Below are 20,824 nucleotides of genomic sequence, written 5' to 3' on the forward strand. Positions count from 1 at the left end.
TTAGTGCACTATATGTTTTACATTCAAGATAAATGGTCCGTCCATATTCATCTGAGATTTCAATATCTGGGTATCCAGCGATTTTTACTTTCCCCTTTCTGCTTTTTGGTTTCTCGGCTTTAAGTCCAACTTTATTTAGCGAATTAATCACAAAGGGTTCTATTTGATTTCCCGCCTCATTCGGTCTTTTTGTTTTTATCCCCTTTCTATAAGCAGTTTTATTATCATTTCGGTCAAATTCTAAAACCCTACAGCCCGTTAGTGATCTTATCGCTATGTTGTAGGGTATGTCCTTAATCGGCTCTAAAAATCTTCGTATGGTTTCTTCAAGCTGTTTTATGTATTCCTCTGAATTGCTCATTTTCTAAAAATCAAAATGTTTTCTTTTTGCATCACATTATAAAGCCCGAAAATTATTTTATCTATGTTTTCAACAAGTTCAAAACCGATTTCTTCTGCCCGCTCTATTATAAATTCAACGGTTTTTATCTCCTTTCCTTGATAGGTAGCATTTCCAACTATCAGGACGGCATATCTTCCCGGTTTTAAAACTCTATACATCTCTTGCAAGCTTTTTTTCATATCCTCATTGTATAGGTCTATTCGCTCCTTGCCTTTACCTCTTACACCAATGAATTTTTCTCTTAACTTTTCAGGGTCATAGCCAAGCGTTTTAAGTGCATGAAAATCATTTTCAATATAGTCTGTTGAGGGGATAGTTCAAATTTCGCTCCGAAAGCTTTTAGCTCAAGATGTGCTAGAGCCAGTTCATAGATGAATTGAACATTATCAAATAGAACAAGGGAATTTCCTTTAATTTTTTCTACCATCGCGCTTGATTTTGGCATTGCTTTTGTAAAATATAAAAAATCCATTTTGTTTTTAAAAACTGCTTTTTTATCTTTTTGAAAAAACTTTGCAAGAAAATCGCTTGGAGAAAATGCAAAAAGTTGCTGGAAGAGTTGATGAGGTCATTAATTCACTTTATGAGATCGCTTATAATCTCTGGTGGACCTATAACCCAGAGGCGCAGGAGATATTTGAGATGCTATCGCCGATGATGTGGAAAATCTCAAATCAAAATGCCCTTCAAACATTAAAGTCAATTTCAAAATTGGAACTTATGGCGCGCCTGTCAAATAAAGATTTTTTGGAGAAAATTGAGAGAGTTGTAGAGAAGTTTAAAAATTACATTGAAACAAGAAAAGAACTTTCAAAAAGGGACTTTCCCGATTTTGTAAATAATCCGGTTGCCTACTTTACTGCCGAGTTTGGTCTACACGAATCTATTCCAATTTACTCCGGTGGACTTGGGATTTTATCTGGCGACCACGCTAAATCTGCAAGTGATATCGGTTTACCCTTTGTTGGGGTGAGTTTATTTTACAGATTCGGGTATTTTGACCAGAGAATTGCTGAGAACGGTTGGCAAATTGAAGAATACAACCCTGTTCAGCCCGATTTTCTTCCTGTTAAACTTGTCGTAGATGAGAGTGGTGAACCAATTAAAATCAAGGTTAGAATAGCCCACGCTGATGTTTATATTCAGGCGTGGGAGGTCAATGTCGGAATTTCAAAAATTTATCTTCTTGACACAAATCTTCCCGAAAATGACTTTCATTACCGGGATATAACAAGCAGGGTTTACGGTGGTGATGCCACAACTCGGATATTTCAAGAGATAGTCCTTGGGATCGGCGGTGTAAGATTTTTGAAGGCGTTAGGGATTGAACCGGCGGTTTATCATTTGAATGAGGGACACAGTGCTTTTTTGACGCTTGAACTTATGCGTGAGGAATTAGAGAGTGGTAAAACAAAAGAAGAGGCTGAAGAAAATGTCAAGGAAAAATGTGTTTTCACAACGCATACACCAGTTCCAGCAGGGCATGACAGATTTACGCCTGATTTAATTGAGTATGCACTTGGTGATTTCATAAAATCGCTTGGAATGGGTTTAAAGGAGTTTCTCTCTTACGGGCGGATTCACCCCGATAATGAACAGGAGACATTCTGTATGACTGTGCTTGCTCTTAAGTTGACGCGAGGGGCGAACGCTGTGAGTCAGTTAAACAGTGTTATAAGTAGGAAAATGTGGCAACCCTTGTTTCGGAGCAAATCTGAAAGAGAGGTTCCAATTGGGCATGTAACAAATGGGATACATTCTCTAACATGGCTTAGCAGGGTTGCTTACGAATTTTGGTGTAGAAAACTTGGGGAGAACTGGTATGAGCAGATAGAAAGTTCAAAATTATGGGAGAGAGTTCTTGATGAAGATTTTATAACTGATGAGGAGATATGGGCGATAAGGTATGAACTTAGGAGAAATCTTGTTGAGTTTGTGAGGGAGAGGATTTTGAAGCAACTTTTGAGGCTCGGGCTTGATTCGCGGGTGAATATAAATTCAATTCTTTCTGTAGATGCATTAACGATAGGTTTTTCGCGTAGGTTTGCAGCATACAAGCGGGCACCGTTGATTTTTTCTGACATTGAAAGGGCAAAGAAAATTTTTTCCAATAAGGATAAACCAGTTCAAATAATTTTTTCTGGAAAAGCACATCCAAGAGATGATGCTGGGAAGGAATTCTTGCAAAGGATTGTCAATATCTCAAAAATGCCTGAGTTTGTTGGAAAAGTTGTTTTCATTGAAAATTATGACATGAACATAGCAAGGTATCTTGTTTCAGGGTGCGACCTCTGGCTTAACAATCCGAGAAGACCTCTTGAAGCAAGTGGCACAAGCGGTCAGAAGATAATTTTGAATTTCGGTTTAAATTTCAGCATACTTGATGGGTGGTGGCGCGAGGCGTTTAATCAATTAAATGGTTGGGCTATCGGCAAAGACGAGTCGGTTGAGGACCCAAACATACAGGACAAAATTGACGCAGAATCGCTTTATCAAACACTTGAAGATGAAATAATCCCCACTTTTTACAACCGGGACGAGAAAGGTATCCCAAGGGAATGGATTAAGAGAATAAGAAATTCAATCGCAACGATCACTTACTTTTTCAACACGAATAGAATGGTAAGGGAATATGTCAAGAAGTATTATCGGCGGGGTCTTGATAATTAACATTTTATCCCGTATTTTTAAATTGCTATTTAAAACAATTTGAAGGGAAAAGGGTTATGGCGAGGAGTTTAAATAAGGTATTGCTTATAGGGAATCTTGGTGCAGACCCGGAGCTCAGATATACCCCGAGTGGGGTTCCTGTTGCTACTTTCAGAATCGCAACAAACGAAACTTGGCGCGATGTTGATGGGAACCTTCAGGAGAGGACGGAGTGGCACACGATAGTTGTGTGGCGGAAATTGGCTGAGTTGTCGGTTGACCTTTTGAAAAAGGGGAGCAAAGTTTATATTGAAGGTCGCCTTCAAACTAGAACCTATGAAGATAAAAACGGAATAAGAAGAAGCGTTACCGAGATAGTAGCTGATGATATAATTTTGCTTGAGCCAAGAAGCGTTACCAATGAAACCGCCACACAGCAAAAACCAGCAATACAAGCAGGTCCACCTGAAGAAATCCCAGAGCCATTTTTGGATGATATAACGAAAACTGAGACACCGCCAGAAGAACCCGGTCAGAAATTGGATGATGAAGACGACTTACCATTTTAATAAAATTTTTTAAGAGTTTATGTTTTATGACTTGCTGGTTCTTGTTGTTTTGATTTTTGTCTTGTTGTTTTTATCAGGGCTTACTTCTGCTTCCGAAGTTGCCTTCTTCTCTTTGCCTGCATCCACTGTGGAAAATTTTTCAAGAAGTGAGTCAAGGTCAAAAAAACTTGTTGCAAAACTTCTTGAACAACCACAAAAACTTCTTCTTACGATTTTAATAACAAATAACTTCGTCAATGTCGGTATAGCTCTTGTTGGGACTATAATCGCATTGAGATTAAGCCAAATTTTTGAAGTTGAGTTAGAATATGCTATCTCGGTGAGTGTAATTTTGATCACTGTTCTTGTGATTGTTTTTGGTGAAATTTTGCCCAAGATAATCTCATCAAAAAATTCCGAACTTGTTTCATCTCTCCTTTCTGGGTTTGTAAATATCGCCTCAATAATTTTTTATCCATTCACTGAGTTATTTCTTATTCTCACGAACGCATTTAAAAAAAGGATTCCAAAGCCAGAATCAAATGTCCTTGTTGAGGAGATAGAACCATTAATTGAACTTGGCGGAAAATACGGCGTGATACATAACGAGGAGAAAAAAATTATAAAAAACCTTCTTCAATTTCCCGAAAAAACGGTCAAAGATGTGATGACATCCAGAGTTGATATGGTTGCGATTGAGCTCGGGACGGAATTAAATCAGATAATAAAAGTGATCAGGGAGACGGGATTTTCCCGTTTGCCTGTGTATCAGGAGCAAATTGACAATATAATTGGTATTTTATATGCTAAAGACATCATCCAATTTGTAAGGGATAGAAAAGCGAGGAAAAAATTTGATATAAGAAAAATTCTCCGTGAGCCGATTTTCGTTCCAGAGACGATGAGATTGAAAACATTGCTTCAAGAGTTCAAACAAAGGAAAATGCACATAGCGATCGTAGTTGATGAATTTGGCGGGACAGCCGGTCTTGTGACTTTGCAGGATATAATAACGGAAATTTTCGGTGAGATAGAAAGGGATTTACAAGAGGATAAACTTTTTGAGAAAGTCGGTGAAAATGAATTTGTTTTTGATGGGGGTTTATCAATAGATGAGGCAAATGAGATACTCGGGACGAACCTTAAAACAACGCAAAGCGATTATGACACTATCGGTGGATTTGTCCTTGAGATAACAGGGAAAATTCCAAAGGAAAGAGATGTTATAATTTATGAAAACCTTAAATTCACAATTGAGAAGGTTGATAACAGACGGATAAAGAAAATCAGAGTTGAAAAATTAAAGGAGCAAAGCGATGTTTAAGAAAATTTCACATGTCGCAATAGCTGTGAAAAATCTTGAGGACGCTATAGAGAGATTTTCAAAGTTGAGCGGGTTGAAGGAATATCACATTGAAACAGTTGAAGAGCAAAAGGTCAGGGTCGCTGTTTTCAAAATCGGTGACTCAAGGATTGAGCTAACCGAGCCCACATCTGTTGATTCCCCGGTTGCTAAATTCATTGAGAGAAGGGGCGAGGGAATTCATCACATCGCTTTTGAAGTTGATGATATTGAAGGTCAAATCGCTAGGATAAGCGAGGACGGATTTCAGCTTGTTGATGTTGTTCCAAGGTTGGGTGCTAACAATTGTCTTATCGCTTTTGTTCATCCAAAGTCGTTTAACGGTGTCCTTGTTGAGTTAACACAGGAACTCAAACGAGATGAACCCGAAGCTTGAATTAAAAATACAAAACCTCCCACAGCTCCCTGGCGTTTATCAGTTCAAGGACTCAACAGGGAAGGTGATTTATGTTGGGAAGGCGAAGAATTTAAGGAACAGGGTTAAAAGTTATTTCATAAAAACGCAACCGACAAATCCCAAAATTAACGCTCTTGTTTCCAAAATAAGCGATGTTGAAGTTATAGTTACGCAATCCGAGGTTGAAGCTCTGATCCTTGAGGCAAACTTGATTAAAAAGTTAAAGCCAAGATACAATGTCAGTTTGAGAGATGATAAAAGTTATCCATACATTGTCATAACGAACGAGCCGTTTCCGCGCGTTTTTTCAACGAGGCGGATAAAATCTGATGGCTCAAGATACTTTGGTCCATACACAGACGCGTATTCGCTTAAGCAGACATTGAAGTTGATAAGAGATGTTTTCATGGTGAGAAGCTGTAAGTATTACATTGATGATGAGACCATCACGAAGAAAAAGATAAAAGTTTGCCTTGATTATCACATAAAAAAATGCGGAGGTCCCTGCGAGGGACTTGTTTCAAGAGAAGAGTATAATAAAATGATTGAGCAAGTAGCCCAACTTTTAAATGGGAAAATTGATGATCTCGTTGGACATTTGAGGGGACAGATGGAGAAATTAGCCCAAGAGCTGAGATTTGAAGAAGCCGCTGTTTTGAGGGATAAGATAAAAGCACTTGAAATTTACACCTCAAAACAAAGTGTCGTCAGCATTGAGCCAGTTGACAGAGATATCTTTGCTGTTGCGATTGAGGATGAAGATGCTTGCGGGGTCTTATTCAAAGTTAGAGATGGGAAACTTATAGGGAGTCAGCAATTTTTTATGACTGGGGCTGGATATAAAGGTGAAGATGAGGTGATTGAGACGCTGTTGACGCAGTATTACCTTTCGTCTGACTATATCCCAGGGGAGATTTTAATATCGCAAAATATAGAGGAGGCGGATTCAATTGAAAAATGGCTTGCTGATAGAAAGGGAATGCCAGTTAAGATAAGAACTCCGGAAAATGATGATGAAGCGCGACTTATCTCAATGTGTAAAGTTAATGCGAAATATCATCTTGATGAGTTTAGAATTCAAAAGATAAAGGCGAGGGGGGAATTTGCTCCTAATGTTTTGAGACAGCTTCAAAAGGAACTTCGCCTTGATAGATTACCGAGAAGGATTGAGTGTTTTGACATTTCAAACATTCAGGGCTCGGATATAGTTGCTTCTGTAGTTGTGTTTGAAAATGGGAAACCGAAGAAAAGCGAGTACAGAAAGTTCAAAATAAGGAGCGTTTCGGACAAGCCGAATGATTTTGCGAGTATGTTTGAGGTGATTCAAAGGAGATATTCAAGGGTTTTAGGTGAGGGGGGGAAGATGCCAGACCTTATCGTTGTAGATGGTGGGAAGGGGCAACTTTCTTCGGCTATAAAAGCGCTTGAAAACCTTGGGGTGAAAGAACAACCGATAATCGCTCTGGCGAAGAAATTTGAGGAAATTTATTTCCCCGGGATTGACCAACCGCAATCACTTCCAAAATCATCGCCTGCCCTTCATTTATTGCAAAGGATAAGGAACGAAGCCCATCGTTTCGCAATCACATTTCACCGGGATATAAGAGCAAAGCGCACATTTTCAACGAAACTTCTTGAAGTTAAAGGCATAGGTGAGAAAAGAGCTAAAGTTTTACTCTCAAAGTTCGGTTCAATTGAGGGAATAAAGCAAGCACCAATTGAAGAACTTGAAAAAATCCTCGGTAAGAGCATAGCGAGAAACTTGAAGGAGTTTTTGGAAAAAGAATAATCGCCAGGGCGAAATGACCGATATACAAAAAAGCATAGTTAAGACGCTGGCTTATTTTTCAATTTTTAAGCATCCTTTGAGGATAGATGAATTGCATAAATTTCTTTTGTTCAAAGAATGTTCTCTTGATGAGGTTAAAGATGAAGCGGTGAAACTTAAAGAAAGCAAAAAAATTTTTGAGTTTGATGGATTTTTCCAACTTGAGGATAAAAGGGAATGGGTTGAGGCACGTATTAAAGGTGAGAGGATTGCATCTTGGTTTTGGGAGGTCGCTAAGTTTATGGCGCATGTTATGAAAAGATTTCCGTTTGTCAGGGGGATTTTCGTTTCGGGAGCTCTTGCGAAGTGGAACATATCAATGAGAAGCGACATTGATTTCTTCATCATCACTAAAAGAAGAAGATTATGGATGGCGAGAAGTTTGTTGATAGGTTTTAAAAAGGTTTTTCTCCTGAACAAAAGGAAATTTTTTTGCTTGAATTATTTCATAAGTGACGACCACCTTGAGATTGAGGATAAAAATATCTTCACAGCCATTGAGATTGCGACATTGAAGCCGGTCTTCAACTTAGAATTATATTTTGAATTCATGAGGGCGAACTCATGGGTAAGGAAATTTCTCCCAAATTATTATGTTGATGGGTTCCCCGGGTCTACCGTTTCCGAGAGGAAGTCGTTTTTTCAAATGTTTTCTGAAAAATTTTTTGAGGGAATTTTTAATAGGGATGGGGATTTGCTTGACAAGTTTGACATTGCTTTAATGAAGAAGTGGGAAAGGATTTGGAAGGTTAGGTATCCGAACCTAACAGATGAGGAGAGGGATTTGATGTTTAGATGCAGACCTTATTTATCAAAGGCGCATCCAAATAATTTTCAGAATTTTGTTTTGACGAATTACGATTTGAAGGTTCACTCTATTTTTACCAAATGGGGTGTGAAGTAATTGAGCCAAAATCTCGGGGAAGTGTTTTTAAATCTCGGTTTAAGTTTTTAAATTTTACCTGTGATTTTAAAACAAAGTTGACGCTGATGATGTTGAAGAAACTTCTCTTGTCCATTCTTTTGACTCACACATTTTTAATGGCTCAAAGCACATCACAGTTGCTTAATCAGAGGAAGGTCACGGCGTTGGTTTATTCAACTTTCATTCCTGGGGCTGGGCAATTTTACCTTGGTCACAAGATTAAGGGTATGTTTTTCACATTGGCAACTTTTGGGTCACTTGTAACAACGATTGTTTCCCAAAATAACCTCGTCGGCGGAAACGAACGGCTTGAAAATCTTGAGTTGCAGTATTTAAACACGATGAATTGGGAAAGGGCAGATCAACTCTGGCAAGAGATGTTGCAGGTAAAAGCGGACATTGACAAAGATTACAAACGGCGGAATTTGTTTCTTGGGGTCACTGTAGGTATTTGGGTTATAAATATAATTGATGTTCTTTTTTTCACATCGGATAAAGGTTCGGGTGATATATTCGGGGTGCTCCCGAAGGTTCAAATTTCCGGGGCAAATGAAAGATTTATGATCACAGCAAAATTTGGTCTCTATAAATAAAAAATTTGACAATTCATGCGGCAAAAGATAGAGAGACTTTTAAAGGAGTATAAAGAGGGGACGATTGGAGTTGATGAATTTATAAATGAGTTGAAGTGGTTTCCGTTTGAGGAAATTGATTTTGCCAAGGTTGATCATCACAGGGTGTTAAAGCACGAATTCCCGGAGGTGATTTTATGTCAGTGGAAGACGCCCGAACAGGTGGCTCAGATCGCTGGTAAAATTCTTGAACGCTCAAATTTGCTTCTTGCGACAAGAGCTGGGCTTGAGCATTTCAAAGCGATTAAGGAAATCGCAAAGGACGCTGTTTATAATGAAATAGCAAGGACAATAACCGTAGTTCGTGAGGAAATTAAAAAAGATGATAAGAAAGGTAAAATTTTAATAATAACCGCTGGGACAGCTGATTTGCCGGTCGCTGAGGAAGCAAGGGTAACAGCTGAAATTCTGGGAAACGAGGTGGAGCTTTTGTGTGATGTCGGTGTCGCTGGATTACACAGGTTGTTTTTAAATCTTGACAAATTGAAGGATGCCAGTGTGGTGATAGTTGTTGCAGGGATGGAAGGCGCTTTGCCAAGTGTAGTTGGTGGTCTTGTCGGTGTACCAGTAATAGCTGTGCCGACGTCGGTTGGATATGGTGCTAATTTTGGCGGTATCGCCCCTCTTCTTACGATGTTAAACACCTGTGCCCCCGGGGTGGTTGTCGTGAACATTGATAACGGTTTTGGAGCAGCTTTTGCTGCTACGCTTATGAATAGAAAATTTTGAAAGATGAAAAAGATCAAAATTAAATACGGTAAATCCGAACTTGAAGTTGAAGTTCCAGATCACGCTAAAATTTTAACCCCGTCCGAAAAACCACCTCAAAAAGAGGAAGGGGAAATTTTAACTGAAGCACTTGACAATCCAATTAACTCCCCGAAAATAGAAGAATTCATAAAGCCTTGGGATAATGTTCTCGTGGTTGTCCCAGATAAAACGAGAAAGGCGAAGGTTAATTTCGTTTTGAAGTTTGTCCTTGAAAGAATTAAATGTAAGAGTGTCAGAGTAATTTTTGCGACTGGAACACATCAGAGACAAACCGAGGAGGAAAAAATTGAGATACTTGGCGAGGAAATTTATAGAAGTTTTAAGGTTGTAGAACATGATTGTTTTAATGATAGGTTTAGATTTTTTGGTATCACTTCCCGTGGGACTGAAATTCTTTTGAACGAGGTACTTTGTGATGCTGATAAAATTTTGCTTCTTGGCTCAATAACCCATCATTACTTTGCTGGGTTTGGCGGTGGGGCTAAAATGATAATCCCTGGGCTTGCATCTTATAAGACCGCTATACAAAACCACAAATTAACTTTGACGAGCAAAGGGGATATAAATCCGAACGCAACGAATTTGAAACTTGATGGGAATCCTGTTTATGAAGATATAGTTGAGGCGTTCAAGATTTGTAATTTTAAGGCATTCCATTTTGGCGTTGTTATTGACGAGGCGGATAAAATCGTCGGGGCTTTTTGTGGAGATGTGATATCCTCACACAAAGCTGGGGCGGATTTTTTAAAAAGGTTTTTCACAATCCCTGTAGATGAAAAATTTGATGCTGTGATATCAAGTGCTGGTGGTTTTCCCAAAGATGTTAATTTAATACAATCGCATAAGTCAATTCATCATTCACATTACATAGTTAAAGATGGGGGTCAAATTTTTTGTTTCGTTGAATGCCGTGATGGCATCGGTTCAAAGACATTCCTTGATTGGTTCAAGTTTAAAGATGTTGATGAGATGAGAAAGGAGCTTCTCAAAAATTATTCAATGAACGGACACACCGCCTTATCCTTGATAAATAAATTAAAAGTTGCTAATATAAATTTGAAAACAAGTTTGCCGATGGAGGTTTTAAATGTTATCGGTTTGAGGTCACTTGATGATTTTGATGTTTTGAAAAATATTAACGGCACTATCGCTGTGGTTCAGGACGCGTCAATTTATTTGCCAACTTATTATGGAGGTTATTAAAAGTGGAACTGATTGAGGTATTAAAAAACAACAAACTTTTATCTGGTGTAAACGAAAGTTTTTTGAGCGAGTTAGTAGGTAATTCAATTCTTGAGGAATTTAAATCTGGGGATGTCATCTTAAAAGAGGGCGAATCTGGTGACAAGGTGTGTCTTCTTGTCAAGGGGAGGGTCAAGATTTTGAAGTTAGCTGATACAAAGGGGAAAATTTTATTTGAGATGAGCGAGGGTGATTTTTTTGGTGAGATGGCTTTGATTGACCTTCGCCCCAGGTCGGCGAGCGTCGTTGCCTTAAGTGATTGTGAGGTGATTTCAATACCCGCTGATTATTTTGAAAGGTTAATTCATCGTGAGCCACAAATTTTAATTAACATTGCGAGAGCGCTCAGCGAGAGACTGAGGGTTTCAAATGAAAGACTTTTAAGGGATTTCCTTGAATATGAAAAGGAGGTCACGGAACAGATAAACAAGTTGAATTATTTGATTGAGATAACAAAGCGGGTTAATTCAACAATAGATATTGACGAACTTCTTAAAATTATCCTTGAGATAGCTCTTGAGATAACAAACGCAGATAGGGGGACAGTTTATCTGGTTGATGAGATGTCGGGTGAGATATGGTCAAAAGTTTTGCAGGGTGATGAAATAAGGGAGATACGCCTCAAAATAGGGCAGGGGATAGCTGGATATGTGGCTCAAACTGGAGAAGTAATTAACCTTGTTGATGCTTATCAAGACCCGAGGTTTAATCCTGAGATTGATCGTAAAACAGGTTATAGGACTAAGACAATTCTTTGTCAACCGATAAAGGATAAAAATGATAAAATTGTTGGTGTGTTTCAATTGATAAATAAAAAGAGTGGGGTTTTCACAAAAAGAGATGAAGAGATGTTAAACGCGCTTTCAATTCACGCATCAATAGCGATTCAAAATGCAAGAATGGCGCAAGAACTTGTTAACTCAGAACGACTTGCAGTGATAGGAAGGATGGCGAGTTCAATAATTCACGATATAAAAAATCCAATGGCGACGATAAAAGCATATGCTCAAGTTATAAGAAAAAAAGTCGGTGAGGGAGAGACGATCCAACTCGTTGATGAAGTCATAAGGCAAGTTGATCGTCTTGTGAATATGGCTCAAGAAATACTTGATTTTTCAAAAGGTGTTACGAGCATGAATTTCATAAAGATAAAACTTAGCGATTTCATTGATGGGGTGGTTGCCTTTCTCGCGAGGGATTTTGAAAGGAACAATATTGAAATTGAAAAGTTTTTTGAGTTTGATGGTGAAGTTGAAATTGATATTGACAAGATGACGCGTGTTGTTTTTAACATAGCACATAATTCAAGGGATGCTATGCCTGAAGGTGGGAAATTTATTATAAGGACATGGCGGGAGGATGATTTCTTCTTTATGCAGTTTACGGATACAGGTAAAGGGATGCCAGAGGAAATCAAAAGGAAATTGTTTGAGCCATTTGTAACCTATGGGAAAAAACACGGCACCGGGCTTGGAATGGCTATAGTGAAAAAAATAGTTACAGAACATAAAGGTGATATCTTCGTTGAAAGCGAACTTGGGAAAGGAACAACTATAACGATAAAACTTCCCATAACTCAAACTAAGTGAGTGAGAGACATGTTTGATAAAATTTTTCTCCTTCTCTTAATTGCGATGGTTTTGTCTTTGATATTTACGATACTTGCCTTTACACAGGAGAAGAGGATAAATGTTGGGATTCAAATGATAAAGTTTAAAAGCGGAGATGAAGATATACAGGCTTTTCTTGCTGTCCCGAAAGCGGAGGGGAAATTCCCTGCGATTGTATTGATACACGAATGGTGGGGCTTGACCGATTGGGAAAAAGAGAACGCTGTTAGATTTGCAAGCATGGGATATGTTGCGATTGCGGTTGACCTTTATCGTGGGAAACTTGCAACAACACCAGAGGATGCGAGAAGATATATGCAATCGCTCTCAAATGATGTCGTTTTGAGGGATATCAAATCAGCAGTTGATTATCTTAAGTCGCGCGAAGATGTAAAAAAAGATAAGATTGGAATAATTGGTTGGTGTATGGGCGGTGGATTTGCGCTCAGGAGTTTAATTGAAATTCCGGATTTCTCGGCGGGTGTAATTTGTTATGGACGTCTTGTTGAAGATGAGAAGCAGCTTGAGAGGATAAAGTCGCCGGTCCTTGGGATATTCGCGGAAAAAGACAAGGGAATTCCGCCAGATGCTGTTAAAAGCTTTGAGGAGAAAATGAAGAAGCTCGGGAAGAAAATTGAGGTTAAAATTTACCCAGGCGTAAGTCACGCATTTATGAATCCAAACAATAAAACTGGCTATGACGAAATCTCAACGAAAAGCGCTTGGGATTTGATAGATAAGTTCTTCAAAAAATATCTGAAAGCAGATTAAATCAATCGGCGAGAATCTCCTCAATTAACATATCAACATAGTTTAACCTTTCGCTCAAAGTATTCCAATGCTTTATAAATACAGACCTTAGCGTGGTAAGTGATTCCTCATCAATTTGAAGCGATGGATTTATTCTTTTCGCCGTTGTTTTATCAACCACGAATTTTGAAAGTATAAATTTAGCCGAGGGGTTTTCAATTGAAAGTCGGTTATAAATTTTTAGCGTCTTCTCGTTTATTGAACTAAGTTTCAAATTCCCATCGTGTTTATAGAAACAGAAAATGTCAAGGTCTGGATGAGTTAAGGGGGAAAAGCCATCAAGTTTTTGAATTTTATCGTGTAGATAATTTGCTGTCTTTAAGGTTTGTGATAGAATCTTACCAAAGCCGTTTACATTCAGGGGAATAAGTTTGTGGGTAAGCCACACGGCTCCTGCAGATGCCCCGGGTCTTGAACCTTCAAGTTGAAACATCCCGATGTTTGGTTTATCCTTTTTGTGATATGTGTACGGGGAGGTATTCAAAATAACCTGCCTCAAATTTTCGTCCTTGTAAAGGACCCCACCAGCCCCATACATGACCAGACCATGCTTGTGTGGGTCAATCGTGATTGAATCCGCTTCTGAAAGAGCGATTAAATTATCATAGACGAACTTTTTTAATGTGGGCTCAACTTTAGTGAAGTCAATAATTTGACCGTTTTCATCAATTATCAAGCTTCGCATATATCCACCATAAGCTGCGTCAATGTGAAGATGGAAACCGTGCTTCTCTTTGAGCTTTAAAATTTCATTTATCGGGTCAACCGCTCCAACACCTGTTGTCCCAAAATTTGCCATTACAAACATAACGGTATTGTCTTTCAACGCGTCTTCAAGTTGATTGAGGTCAATCCTATAATTTTCGTCAACATCAATTTCAATGAAATCAACTTTTAAAATTGCGCAAATCCTTTTCCACGAGTAATGAGAGCCCTTTGAAAACAGCGCTATCCCCTTTTTTCTATAATCTCTCACGGCCCACAAAGCTTCAAGATTTGCAAGTGAGCCACCACTTGTTAAATGTCCCCAGCCATTTTTAAAGCCGACAAGTTTCAGCAGGTCATCAACTACTTCCATTTCCATCTCTGTCGTTACAGGTCCACCCTCATAAGCGTGATTGTTCGGGTTTGTAAGCATTACGGCAAAGTATCCAATAAGAGCTGGGATTGACGGGTCTTTAAGCATTTGAGCTGAATAGCGGGGGTGAAAATAGGGGAGATTTTTTTCAAGCCGTTTTAAAAATTCCGAAAAGACCTTTTCAAGTTTTTGTGACTCTTCTTTGAATGTTTCTGATTCAAAGAAATCAGCTGGATAAATTGACCCATCTTCAAAGAAATTTTCACGCCATTTTTTGTTCCATTCAATCGCCAGATTAATTAGTTTTTTGAAAAGCTCAGTGTTTTCACCCTTCGGACCAAGAAAGTAAGTGTAAAGTAGTTCCATAGTTTTGCCCCGTTAATGTTTTTTAAGAATTACCGCATATTCATTTTTCATTGTTTCGTCTTTGTTACCCTTTATATTTGTCGGGGAATTTTGAGAAGGCATTCTCTTATTTGAAATCTCACGGACCAACGTTTTTATATGAGTAAAACCAGAAGTTATAACAAGGTCTATGCTTTCATCATCAAGAGAAATACCATCAAGTATATTTCTTCTCTCAAGAATGATTTTTGAATCCGATTTTATTCCTGAGATTTCAAGGATACTTTCTATATTTCGCTTAGCTATATTTCTAAAAGTTTCCTTGACATTTTTATTTTTACCATCTTTCCTCCTTATGAGTTTAAACTCGTTTGGATCTGCATTTGAGACTTTCCTTACCGTTTCAGAAAAAGCAACTTTGAAGAAATCTCGGACACTTTCCTTTTCAATCTTTAAAATTGCTTCCTTTAACTGCGCAAGTTGCTCTATTACATCTTCATCAAACCAATAGTGTATATTTGGAAAGTTAGGAATTTCAAAATTTTTGATTTTAGCTGTTAAAATTTTTTTAAGTGTATTTGTGAGCTCTTCTATATCTTGTGGTGTAGTCCTAACTTTTGCTATAAGTATTGCGAGCGGATTAATATCGTATCCTATAAAATTTCTGTTAAGTTTGAGACATTCTCCGGCAGAAACACCAGAACCACAAAACGGATCAAAAACAAGGTCAAATTCCTTTGAGAACTCCTTTATAAATTTCCTTACTAACATAAAGTGAAACATTGCAGGATACGGGTGGATGGCATATATCCCTTGACCTGCTTGAATGCCTTTGAAATCAAGTGATTCATCTCTTTGACGCTTGAATTTTGTTGACTCACTTTTTCTTTTTTCTTCATAAAACAAGCTCAATTGCCTCATGTCATATCTTCACCTCCTTCGGCAGATCTGATAGTTTTCTTACCCAATCATTGTCTTTGAATCTCTTTTTAATTTCATCTCTGACAAAAACTATGAGCCCTCTTTCCATTATTTCCTTCACCTTATTTTCTGAAAGTTCTTCATCTATTGTAATAAGATATATTCTTTGATTTGGTCCAGCAGAGGGAACTTCTTGTTTCCACATAAACTCTTTTTTGAAGTTAAGTTTCTGCCATGTTGCATTTATAATTTCATCAACGGATGGTATCTCTCTTTTGACTTGTTCTATAGGATTATTCATTTTATGGGAAATATTTTATGGAAATCTTACTGAAAATATACAAATTTTCGGTGAAATTAATTATCTTTCTGAAAAAAGGTTGAAGGCGATGCGAAGGATAACATCATTTTTGGTTTTGCTTATATTTGTGTTTGAGTTTTTGTTTTCACAAGTGAAATTTGATTCAATTTCTGCTTGGAATTTCAACAAGGTTCTGACATCGGAAAAATTTCAAGGGCGTAAATCGGGGACACCAGGAGGAGAATTAGCAAGTCAATGGATAGCGGAAAAATTTAGGGAGTTTGGGCTTAAACCTTTTGGTGATGGTGGAAGTTATTTTCAAAATTTTAAAATTTTGGCAACACAAGATAAAATCACCAAGTTAACACTTTTGAACGGCAGAAAAGGGAAAGTTAAATATTCACTTGGTGATGACTTCACGATCATGACAAATAGCGGAAGCGGTAAAGTCAAAGCAAATGTTGTTTTCGTCGGTTATGGTATTTCAGCCCCTGAAAAGGGTAGGGATGACTATGAAGGTGTTGATGTCAGAGGCAAGATTGTTCTTTTGCTCGCGGGAACACCAAGTGATGGAGAGGGGAAATTTGAAGTTGAAGGATCAAGGGGATACAAAGTTAGAAAGGCATATGAGAAGGGGGCATCCGCAGTTTTTTATGTCCAAGGAGATAGACCAATACGAGGTGGAACAATAACCCAGGAATATTATACTCCTGAAATTCCAGCTCTTTGGATCGGAAGAAAAGTAATTGACGATATTTTCTATGACACTGGGATAAGCTTTGACGCCTTGAGAAGCGAGGTTAATTTTAAAGTTAAATCGTTTGAGATTGGGAAAATTTTTGAAGTTGAAACAAAGGTTGAACGACTTGAGGGTTGGACTAAAAATGTCGTCGGCTTACTTCCTGGCTCTGATGAAAATTTAAAAGATGAATACATAGTTGTTGGGGCTCATATGGATCATAACGGTGTTGATGCAGAGGGGTTTATATATCCCGGAGCTGACGACAATGGTTCTGGGACTTGTCTTGTTATGGAACTTGCAAGAAGTATGATTGCAAACGGTGAAAGACCGAAAAGGTCAATAATTTTTGTGCTTTTTGCTGCCGAGGAACAAGGGCTTTTGGGCTCCAAGCATTTCGTATCAAACTTACCTGTTCCAGAGGAAAATATAGTTGCGATGTTTAATTTTGATATGGTTGGAAGAGGCAACGGGAATATAAATATTGCCGGGACAGAAAATTTCCCTGAAATGTGGGACATAGTTAAAAACTTTTTTCCAGCTGAAAAGTTGAAAAATCTTGGGAAGTTTCGCGCTGGTGCAAACTCCGACCATTATCCATTTCAAGAGCGAGGAATCCCTGCTTTCTTCTTTATCTCGGCTGGGCAACATCCCGAATATCACAGAACCGATGACAAGAGCGATAAAATTCAACCCTTCGTCCTTGGCGAGGTTGGAAACACGGCGTATGATGTCATACTTGGTCTGGCAAATTATCCGAAGAGCTTGAAGGGGAAAGATAGGTATCAAAGATATCTTTATGCTAATGCAAGGACGGTGGTTTACACTACGATTGATTCTTCAAGTTTAAGCGAAATTAACAATTTAAGGTCAAAGCTTAAAGGAAGTGATGTTGATGGGGTCATATTTGAAATTAAGGGTGATGACCTTGCCAGCGTTGTAAGAGTGATTAGTTTTTTTGATTCCGTCGCAAGTCGTGATTATAAGAATTTTAACATCGTTACGGATAAATCAAAGTTTTCAACTTCGCCGGGTGTTTTGAATATAATTTTTTCTGCCGATGCTAAAGTTTTTAAAGAAAACCCTCAGGTTTTGAGAGTTCTTTCAAAGGCGGGATTGAAGTTTGTAGTTTTCAGTGAGGAAATTTCTTTGTCAAAAATTCAAAGTGTGGTTGATGTTGTGAACGATTTTTATCTTGATGTTTATCCGATCGTGAAGGGAGTTGAATTCGCAGGGTTTAATTTCAAAAAGCCAGGGCTTATTTTTGATCAGATTGATCTTTCATCTGACGGGGGAAATATACTTGTTTTCACGGATGCTGATAAGTTTCTTGAGAGGATTGACTCTGTAAAAATTGATAATGTTTTTCTAAATTTGGAACCGGATAAAGCTGTGAGTTTGATTGCTGATCTTCAGAAGGAGAAATGGGATGTGAAGTCAATTCAAAAAATTTTTGGTCAAAATCTTTATCGTTTTTTGAAATGAAGAATTTCCCGGGGCGAGATTTTGCCCCGGTTTTTTAAGCGAACAACTTGAAAAATATCTCAACCGCTTGCTTTACTTCTTCCATTGAAACATCAAGATGAGTGACCGCTCTTATTTTCATATAGCTTCCTGAACTTAACAAAACGCCATTTTCCTTCAAAACTTTCAAAATTTCATCTGGTGTTTTACCCGTTTTTTCAACACCGATTATGACTATGTTCGTTTGAACTGTTTCAAGGTTGATATCAAACACAGGAATTTTTGAAATTTCCTGCGCAAAAAATTTTGCTTTTTCGTGGTCTTCTTTCAATCGTTCAATGTTATGTTGAAGGGCATAAATTCCAGCAGCAGCTAGAATTCCAACCTGTCTCATTCCACCGCCGAAAATTTTTCTATATTTTCTAACCTTCTCAATAAACTCTCTATCCCCGGCGACAACTGAGCCAACGGGGGCTCCAAGACCTTTTGATAAGCAAACCAGCACAGAGTCAAAATATTGTGCATATTCTTTTGGGCTTATTCCCGTTGCTACACAAGCGTTCCAAAGGCGTGCGCCATCAAGGTGCATTTTAATCCCGTTTTCAAGGGCGAATTCTCTAATCTTTTTTATCTCTTCAATCGGGAAAATTGTCCCACCAGCTCTGTTGTGTGTGTTTTCAAGACAGATCAAGCGAGTCCTCGGCATGTAATACGCTTTTGGTCTGACAGCTCTTTTTATTTGTTCAACTGTTATGACGCCATTTTTGCCTTGAATTGGGTAAAGTTGGACACCCGAGAGCATTGATGGGGCTGCTGTCTCATAGTTCATTATGTGGGATTCAGCTTCAACTATGACTTCATCCCCGGGCTCAGTGTGTGCCTTTATTGAAGTTTGATTCCCCATGACACCGCTTGGGACAAACAGGGCTGATTCCTTTCCAAGGATTTCGGCTACCATTTCCTGTAGTTTATTAACCGTTGGGTCTTCACCAAAGACATCATCCCCTACCTCTGCTTCCATCATAAATTTTCGCATCTCTGGGGACGGTTTTGTAACCGTGTCACTTCGCAAGTCAATGTATTTCATTTTTACCTATCGTTTGTTTTAAAATAGACCGATTATATTTCCGTGTTCGTCAACATCCATGTGAAATGCTGCTGGATTTTTAGAAAGCCCTGGCATAAGCATTATATCGCCACAAATTGCGACGACGAAGCCAGCTCCTGCAAATAATCTTGCGTCTGTGACTGTTAATGTCCAACCTTTTGGAACTCCAACAAGCTTTGGGTTATCGCTAATTGAATTTGGAGTTTTCGCTATGCACACAGGTAAATGGTCGTAGCCGTGTTCAATGTATTTTTCAAGTTTTTTCATCGCTTTCCTTTCAATATAGACATCATCTGCGCCGTAAACTTCAGTTGCAATCAATTTAATTTTATCAAGCAATGGCGTTGACAATCTGTAAAGTGGTTTGAAATCCGATGGGATTGTCTCAGTGATATTGACAATTTTTTCGGCAAGGTCAATTCCCCCTTCACCTCCTTTTGTGAAGAATTCCGTAACGGAGCATTCAACACCGAGCTCGGCGCATTTTTCCTTTATAAGGTTAATCTCAATTTCGGTATCGTTTGCGAACTTGTTGATTGATACAATGGCGGGCACACCGAACTTTTTAACATTTTTGACGTGAAATTCAAGGTTTTCAAGCCCTTTTTTAAATTTTTCAATCGTGAATTCATCTTGCGATTTTATTCCACCGTGATATCTTATCGCTTTGGCTGATACGACGATTACAGCTGCGGAAGGTTTAAGTCGGTGGATTTGAGCGACGATGTCAAAGAACTTTTCAGCCCCAAGATCAGAGCCAAAGCCAGTTTCAACGATAACATAATCAGCAAGCTTTAAAGCGATTTTATCCGCTATTACACTATTGGTCCCATGAGCTATGTTTGCAAATGGACCACCATGGATTATCGCAGGTGTGTGTTCAGTTGTTTGAACGAGGTTTGGCATTATGGCTTCATTTAGCAAAACCATCATAGCACCACAAGCGTTTAAGTCCTTTGCTTTAATTGGTTTACCGTTAAGGTCATAACCGATGACTATCTCGCATAATCGTCTTTTTAGGTCCATCCTTGAACTTGCCATGCATAATATCGCCATGGTCTCAGATGCAGCTGTTATCACGAATCCCGATTCCCTTGGGACACCGTTAACTTTTCCGCCAAGTCCAATAACTATATGTCGCAGTGCCCTATCGTTCATATCAATTGTCCTTTCCCAGGTGATGTTGTTTACGTCAATTCTGAGTTCGTTTCCGTGATGAATATGTGCGTCAATTAAAGCAGCTAGAAGGTTATGGGCTGAAGCGACAGCGTGAATATCTCCGTTAAAGTGAAGGTTGATAAGTTCCGAAGGGATGACTTGTGATTTACCGCCACCTGTTGCACCACCTTTTATTCCAAAAACAGGACCAAGTGATGGTTCCCTTAATGTGACGATCGCCTTCTTTCCAATTTTGTTCAGGGCTTGGCTTAGACCAATTGATGTCAGTGTTTTTCCCTCGCCAGAAGGAGTTGGGGTGATCGCAGTGACGATTATAAGCTTCCCATCGGGCTTGTCCTTGAGTTTTTCCATCACCTCAAGTCGTATTTTACCAGTGAATTTGCCGTAGTATTCAAAATCTTCGTCGGTTAAACCGATCTGTTCCATTATGTGCTTGATATGAATTGGCTTTACTTTTTCTTCGGTTAGGATTGCGTTTGCCATCATTTTGCCTTCACCTTTTGTTTTTAAA

18 protein-coding genes and 1 pseudogene are annotated in these 20,824 nt (G+C 38.6%); 12 read left to right on the top strand and 7 right to left on the bottom strand.

Annotated features, from left to right (window positions below; translation table 11 throughout):
- Together FKZ43_RS11465 and FKZ43_RS07935 are read right to left on the bottom strand one after the other, a co-directional pair.
- Nucleotides 1–361 (bottom strand): annotated as a pseudogene (locus FKZ43_RS11465) (hypothetical protein); the annotation flags it as partial.
- Nucleotides 358–582, bottom strand: a complete 225-nt coding sequence (locus FKZ43_RS07935; RefSeq protein ID WP_140945351.1) for a hypothetical protein — start codon at nt 580–582, stop codon at nt 358–360. The gene FKZ43_RS07935 and the pseudogene FKZ43_RS11465, both read right to left, overlap by 4 nt.
- Nucleotides 583–940: 358 nt before the next feature.
- Here FKZ43_RS07935 and glgP point away from each other — a divergent pair, with 358 nt between their 5' ends.
- The 11 genes from glgP (at nt 941) to FKZ43_RS07990 (ending at nt 13,139) form a co-directional block, all read left to right on the top strand.
- Nucleotides 941–3,073, top strand: a complete 2,133-nt coding sequence (gene glgP / locus FKZ43_RS07940; protein ID WP_140945352.1) for an alpha-glucan family phosphorylase — start codon at nt 941–943, stop codon at nt 3,071–3,073.
- A gap of 56 nt (nt 3,074–3,129) precedes the next feature.
- Complete coding sequence (locus tag FKZ43_RS07945) at nt 3,130–3,621, top strand: single-stranded DNA-binding protein (RefSeq protein WP_140945353.1); 492 nt, start codon at nt 3,130–3,132, stop codon at nt 3,619–3,621.
- Nucleotides 3,622–3,640: 19 nt separating this feature from the next.
- Nucleotides 3,641–4,924 carry a hemolysin family protein gene (locus tag FKZ43_RS07950; RefSeq protein WP_140945354.1) on the top strand — a complete coding sequence of 428 codons (1,284 nt, stop codon included), beginning with the start codon at nt 3,641–3,643 and terminating at the stop codon, nt 4,922–4,924.
- Entirely contained in the window at nt 4,917–5,339 is a 423-nt protein-coding gene (gene mce / locus FKZ43_RS07955; RefSeq protein WP_140945355.1) for a methylmalonyl-CoA epimerase, read from the top strand. The genes FKZ43_RS07950 and mce overlap by 8 nt, the downstream gene beginning before the upstream one ends.
- Nucleotides 5,323–7,149, top strand: coding sequence for an excinuclease ABC subunit UvrC (gene uvrC / locus FKZ43_RS07960; RefSeq protein ID WP_140945356.1), 1,827 nt, complete (start codon nt 5,323–5,325; stop codon nt 7,147–7,149). The genes mce and uvrC overlap by 17 nt, the downstream gene beginning before the upstream one ends.
- Before the next feature lie 13 nt (nt 7,150–7,162).
- Nucleotides 7,163–8,092, top strand: coding sequence for a hypothetical protein (locus FKZ43_RS07965; RefSeq protein ID WP_140945357.1), 930 nt, complete (start codon nt 7,163–7,165; stop codon nt 8,090–8,092).
- 89 nt (nt 8,093–8,181) lie between these two features.
- Nucleotides 8,182–8,706, top strand: a complete 525-nt coding sequence (locus FKZ43_RS07970) for a DUF5683 domain-containing protein (protein ID WP_140945358.1) — start codon at nt 8,182–8,184, stop codon at nt 8,704–8,706.
- Between the two features lie 15 nt (nt 8,707–8,721).
- A complete protein-coding gene (larB, locus tag FKZ43_RS07975) occupies nt 8,722–9,474 on the top strand; it encodes a nickel pincer cofactor biosynthesis protein LarB (protein WP_140945359.1) in 753 nt (250 codons plus the stop codon).
- A gap of 3 nt (nt 9,475–9,477) precedes the next feature.
- Nucleotides 9,478–10,719: a nickel-dependent lactate racemase family protein gene (locus FKZ43_RS07980; RefSeq protein WP_140945360.1), complete on the top strand. Its 1,242-nt coding sequence runs from the start codon at nt 9,478–9,480 to the stop codon at nt 10,717–10,719.
- A gap of 2 nt (nt 10,720–10,721) precedes the next feature.
- Entirely contained in the window at nt 10,722–12,347 is a 1,626-nt protein-coding gene (locus tag FKZ43_RS07985; protein ID WP_140945361.1) for an ATP-binding protein, read from the top strand.
- A gap of 9 nt (nt 12,348–12,356) precedes the next feature.
- Nucleotides 12,357–13,139, top strand: coding sequence for a dienelactone hydrolase family protein (locus FKZ43_RS07990; RefSeq protein WP_140945362.1), 783 nt, complete (start codon nt 12,357–12,359; stop codon nt 13,137–13,139).
- Nucleotide 13,140: 1 nt separating this feature from the next.
- On the opposite strand, the gene FKZ43_RS07995 is transcribed toward FKZ43_RS07990, so the two are convergent.
- From FKZ43_RS07995 to FKZ43_RS08005, 3 genes are read right to left on the bottom strand one after another with little or no spacing between them, the layout of a single operon-like run.
- The gene (locus tag FKZ43_RS07995; protein ID WP_140945363.1) at nt 13,141–14,622 is read right to left on the bottom strand and encodes a pyridoxal phosphate-dependent decarboxylase family protein; all 1,482 of its coding nucleotides are present in this window, start codon (nt 14,620–14,622) and stop codon (nt 13,141–13,143) included.
- 12 nt (nt 14,623–14,634) lie between these two features.
- Nucleotides 14,635–15,522, bottom strand: coding sequence for a DNA methyltransferase (locus FKZ43_RS08000; RefSeq protein ID WP_140945364.1), 888 nt, complete (start codon nt 15,520–15,522; stop codon nt 14,635–14,637).
- Between the two features lies 1 nt (nt 15,523).
- The gene (locus tag FKZ43_RS08005; RefSeq protein WP_140945365.1) at nt 15,524–15,823 is read right to left on the bottom strand and encodes a PDDEXK family nuclease; all 300 of its coding nucleotides are present in this window, start codon (nt 15,821–15,823) and stop codon (nt 15,524–15,526) included.
- An 88-nt stretch (nt 15,824–15,911) separates the two neighbouring features.
- Between FKZ43_RS08005 and FKZ43_RS08010 the strand changes: the two genes are divergently transcribed.
- The gene (locus tag FKZ43_RS08010) at nt 15,912–18,047 is read left to right on the top strand and encodes a M20/M25/M40 family metallo-hydrolase (protein ID WP_140945366.1); all 2,136 of its coding nucleotides are present in this window, start codon (nt 15,912–15,914) and stop codon (nt 18,045–18,047) included.
- A gap of 34 nt (nt 18,048–18,081) precedes the next feature.
- Here FKZ43_RS08010 and ltaE read toward each other — a convergent pair whose 3' ends face one another.
- Nucleotides 18,082–19,113 carry a low-specificity L-threonine aldolase gene (gene ltaE, locus FKZ43_RS08015; protein WP_140945367.1) on the bottom strand — a complete coding sequence of 344 codons (1,032 nt, stop codon included), beginning with the start codon at nt 19,111–19,113 and terminating at the stop codon, nt 18,082–18,084.
- A gap of 18 nt (nt 19,114–19,131) precedes the next feature.
- Nucleotides 19,132–20,796: a formate--tetrahydrofolate ligase gene (locus FKZ43_RS08020; RefSeq protein ID WP_181180307.1), complete on the bottom strand. Its 1,665-nt coding sequence runs from the start codon at nt 20,794–20,796 to the stop codon at nt 19,132–19,134.
- Between the last annotated feature and the right edge of the window lie 28 nt (nt 20,797–20,824).

Origin of the sequence: Candidatus Thermokryptus mobilis, from assembly GCF_900070205.1 — a bacterium.
GTDB classification, from domain to species: domain Bacteria; phylum Bacteroidota; class Ignavibacteria; order Kryptoniales; family Kryptoniaceae; genus Kryptonium; species Kryptonium mobile.

Bases quoted from the DNA above. Each gene is read 5' to 3' on its own strand.
- FKZ43_RS07935 (WP_140945351.1), bottom strand. From the start codon at position 582: ATGAAAAAAAGCTTGCAAGAGATGTATAGAGTTTTAAAACCGGGAAGA.
- glgP (WP_140945352.1), top strand. From the start codon at position 941: ATGCAAAAAGTTGCTGGAAGAGTTGATGAGGTCATTAATTCACTTTAT.
- FKZ43_RS07945 (WP_140945353.1), top strand. From the start codon at position 3,130: ATGGCGAGGAGTTTAAATAAGGTATTGCTTATAGGGAATCTTGGTGCA.
- FKZ43_RS07950 (WP_140945354.1), top strand. From the start codon at position 3,641: ATGTTTTATGACTTGCTGGTTCTTGTTGTTTTGATTTTTGTCTTGTTG.
- mce (WP_140945355.1), top strand. From the start codon at position 4,917: ATGTTTAAGAAAATTTCACATGTCGCAATAGCTGTGAAAAATCTTGAG.
- uvrC (WP_140945356.1), top strand. From the start codon at position 5,323: ATGAACCCGAAGCTTGAATTAAAAATACAAAACCTCCCACAGCTCCCT.
- FKZ43_RS07965 (WP_140945357.1), top strand. From the start codon at position 7,163: ATGACCGATATACAAAAAAGCATAGTTAAGACGCTGGCTTATTTTTCA.
- FKZ43_RS07970 (WP_140945358.1), top strand. From the start codon at position 8,182: ATGTTGAAGAAACTTCTCTTGTCCATTCTTTTGACTCACACATTTTTA.
- larB (WP_140945359.1), top strand. From the start codon at position 8,722: ATGCGGCAAAAGATAGAGAGACTTTTAAAGGAGTATAAAGAGGGGACG.
- FKZ43_RS07980 (WP_140945360.1), top strand. From the start codon at position 9,478: ATGAAAAAGATCAAAATTAAATACGGTAAATCCGAACTTGAAGTTGAA.
- FKZ43_RS07990 (WP_140945362.1), top strand. From the start codon at position 12,357: ATGTTTGATAAAATTTTTCTCCTTCTCTTAATTGCGATGGTTTTGTCT.
- FKZ43_RS07995 (WP_140945363.1), bottom strand. From the start codon at position 14,622: ATGGAACTACTTTACACTTACTTTCTTGGTCCGAAGGGTGAAAACACT.
- FKZ43_RS08000 (WP_140945364.1), bottom strand. From the start codon at position 15,522: ATGAGGCAATTGAGCTTGTTTTATGAAGAAAAAAGAAAAAGTGAGTCA.
- FKZ43_RS08005 (WP_140945365.1), bottom strand. From the start codon at position 15,823: ATGAATAATCCTATAGAACAAGTCAAAAGAGAGATACCATCCGTTGAT.
- FKZ43_RS08010 (WP_140945366.1), top strand. From the start codon at position 15,912: ATGCGAAGGATAACATCATTTTTGGTTTTGCTTATATTTGTGTTTGAG.
- ltaE (WP_140945367.1), bottom strand. From the start codon at position 19,113: ATGAAATACATTGACTTGCGAAGTGACACGGTTACAAAACCGTCCCCA.
- FKZ43_RS08020 (WP_181180307.1), bottom strand. From the start codon at position 20,796: ATGGCAAACGCAATCCTAACCGAAGAAAAAGTAAAGCCAATTCATATC.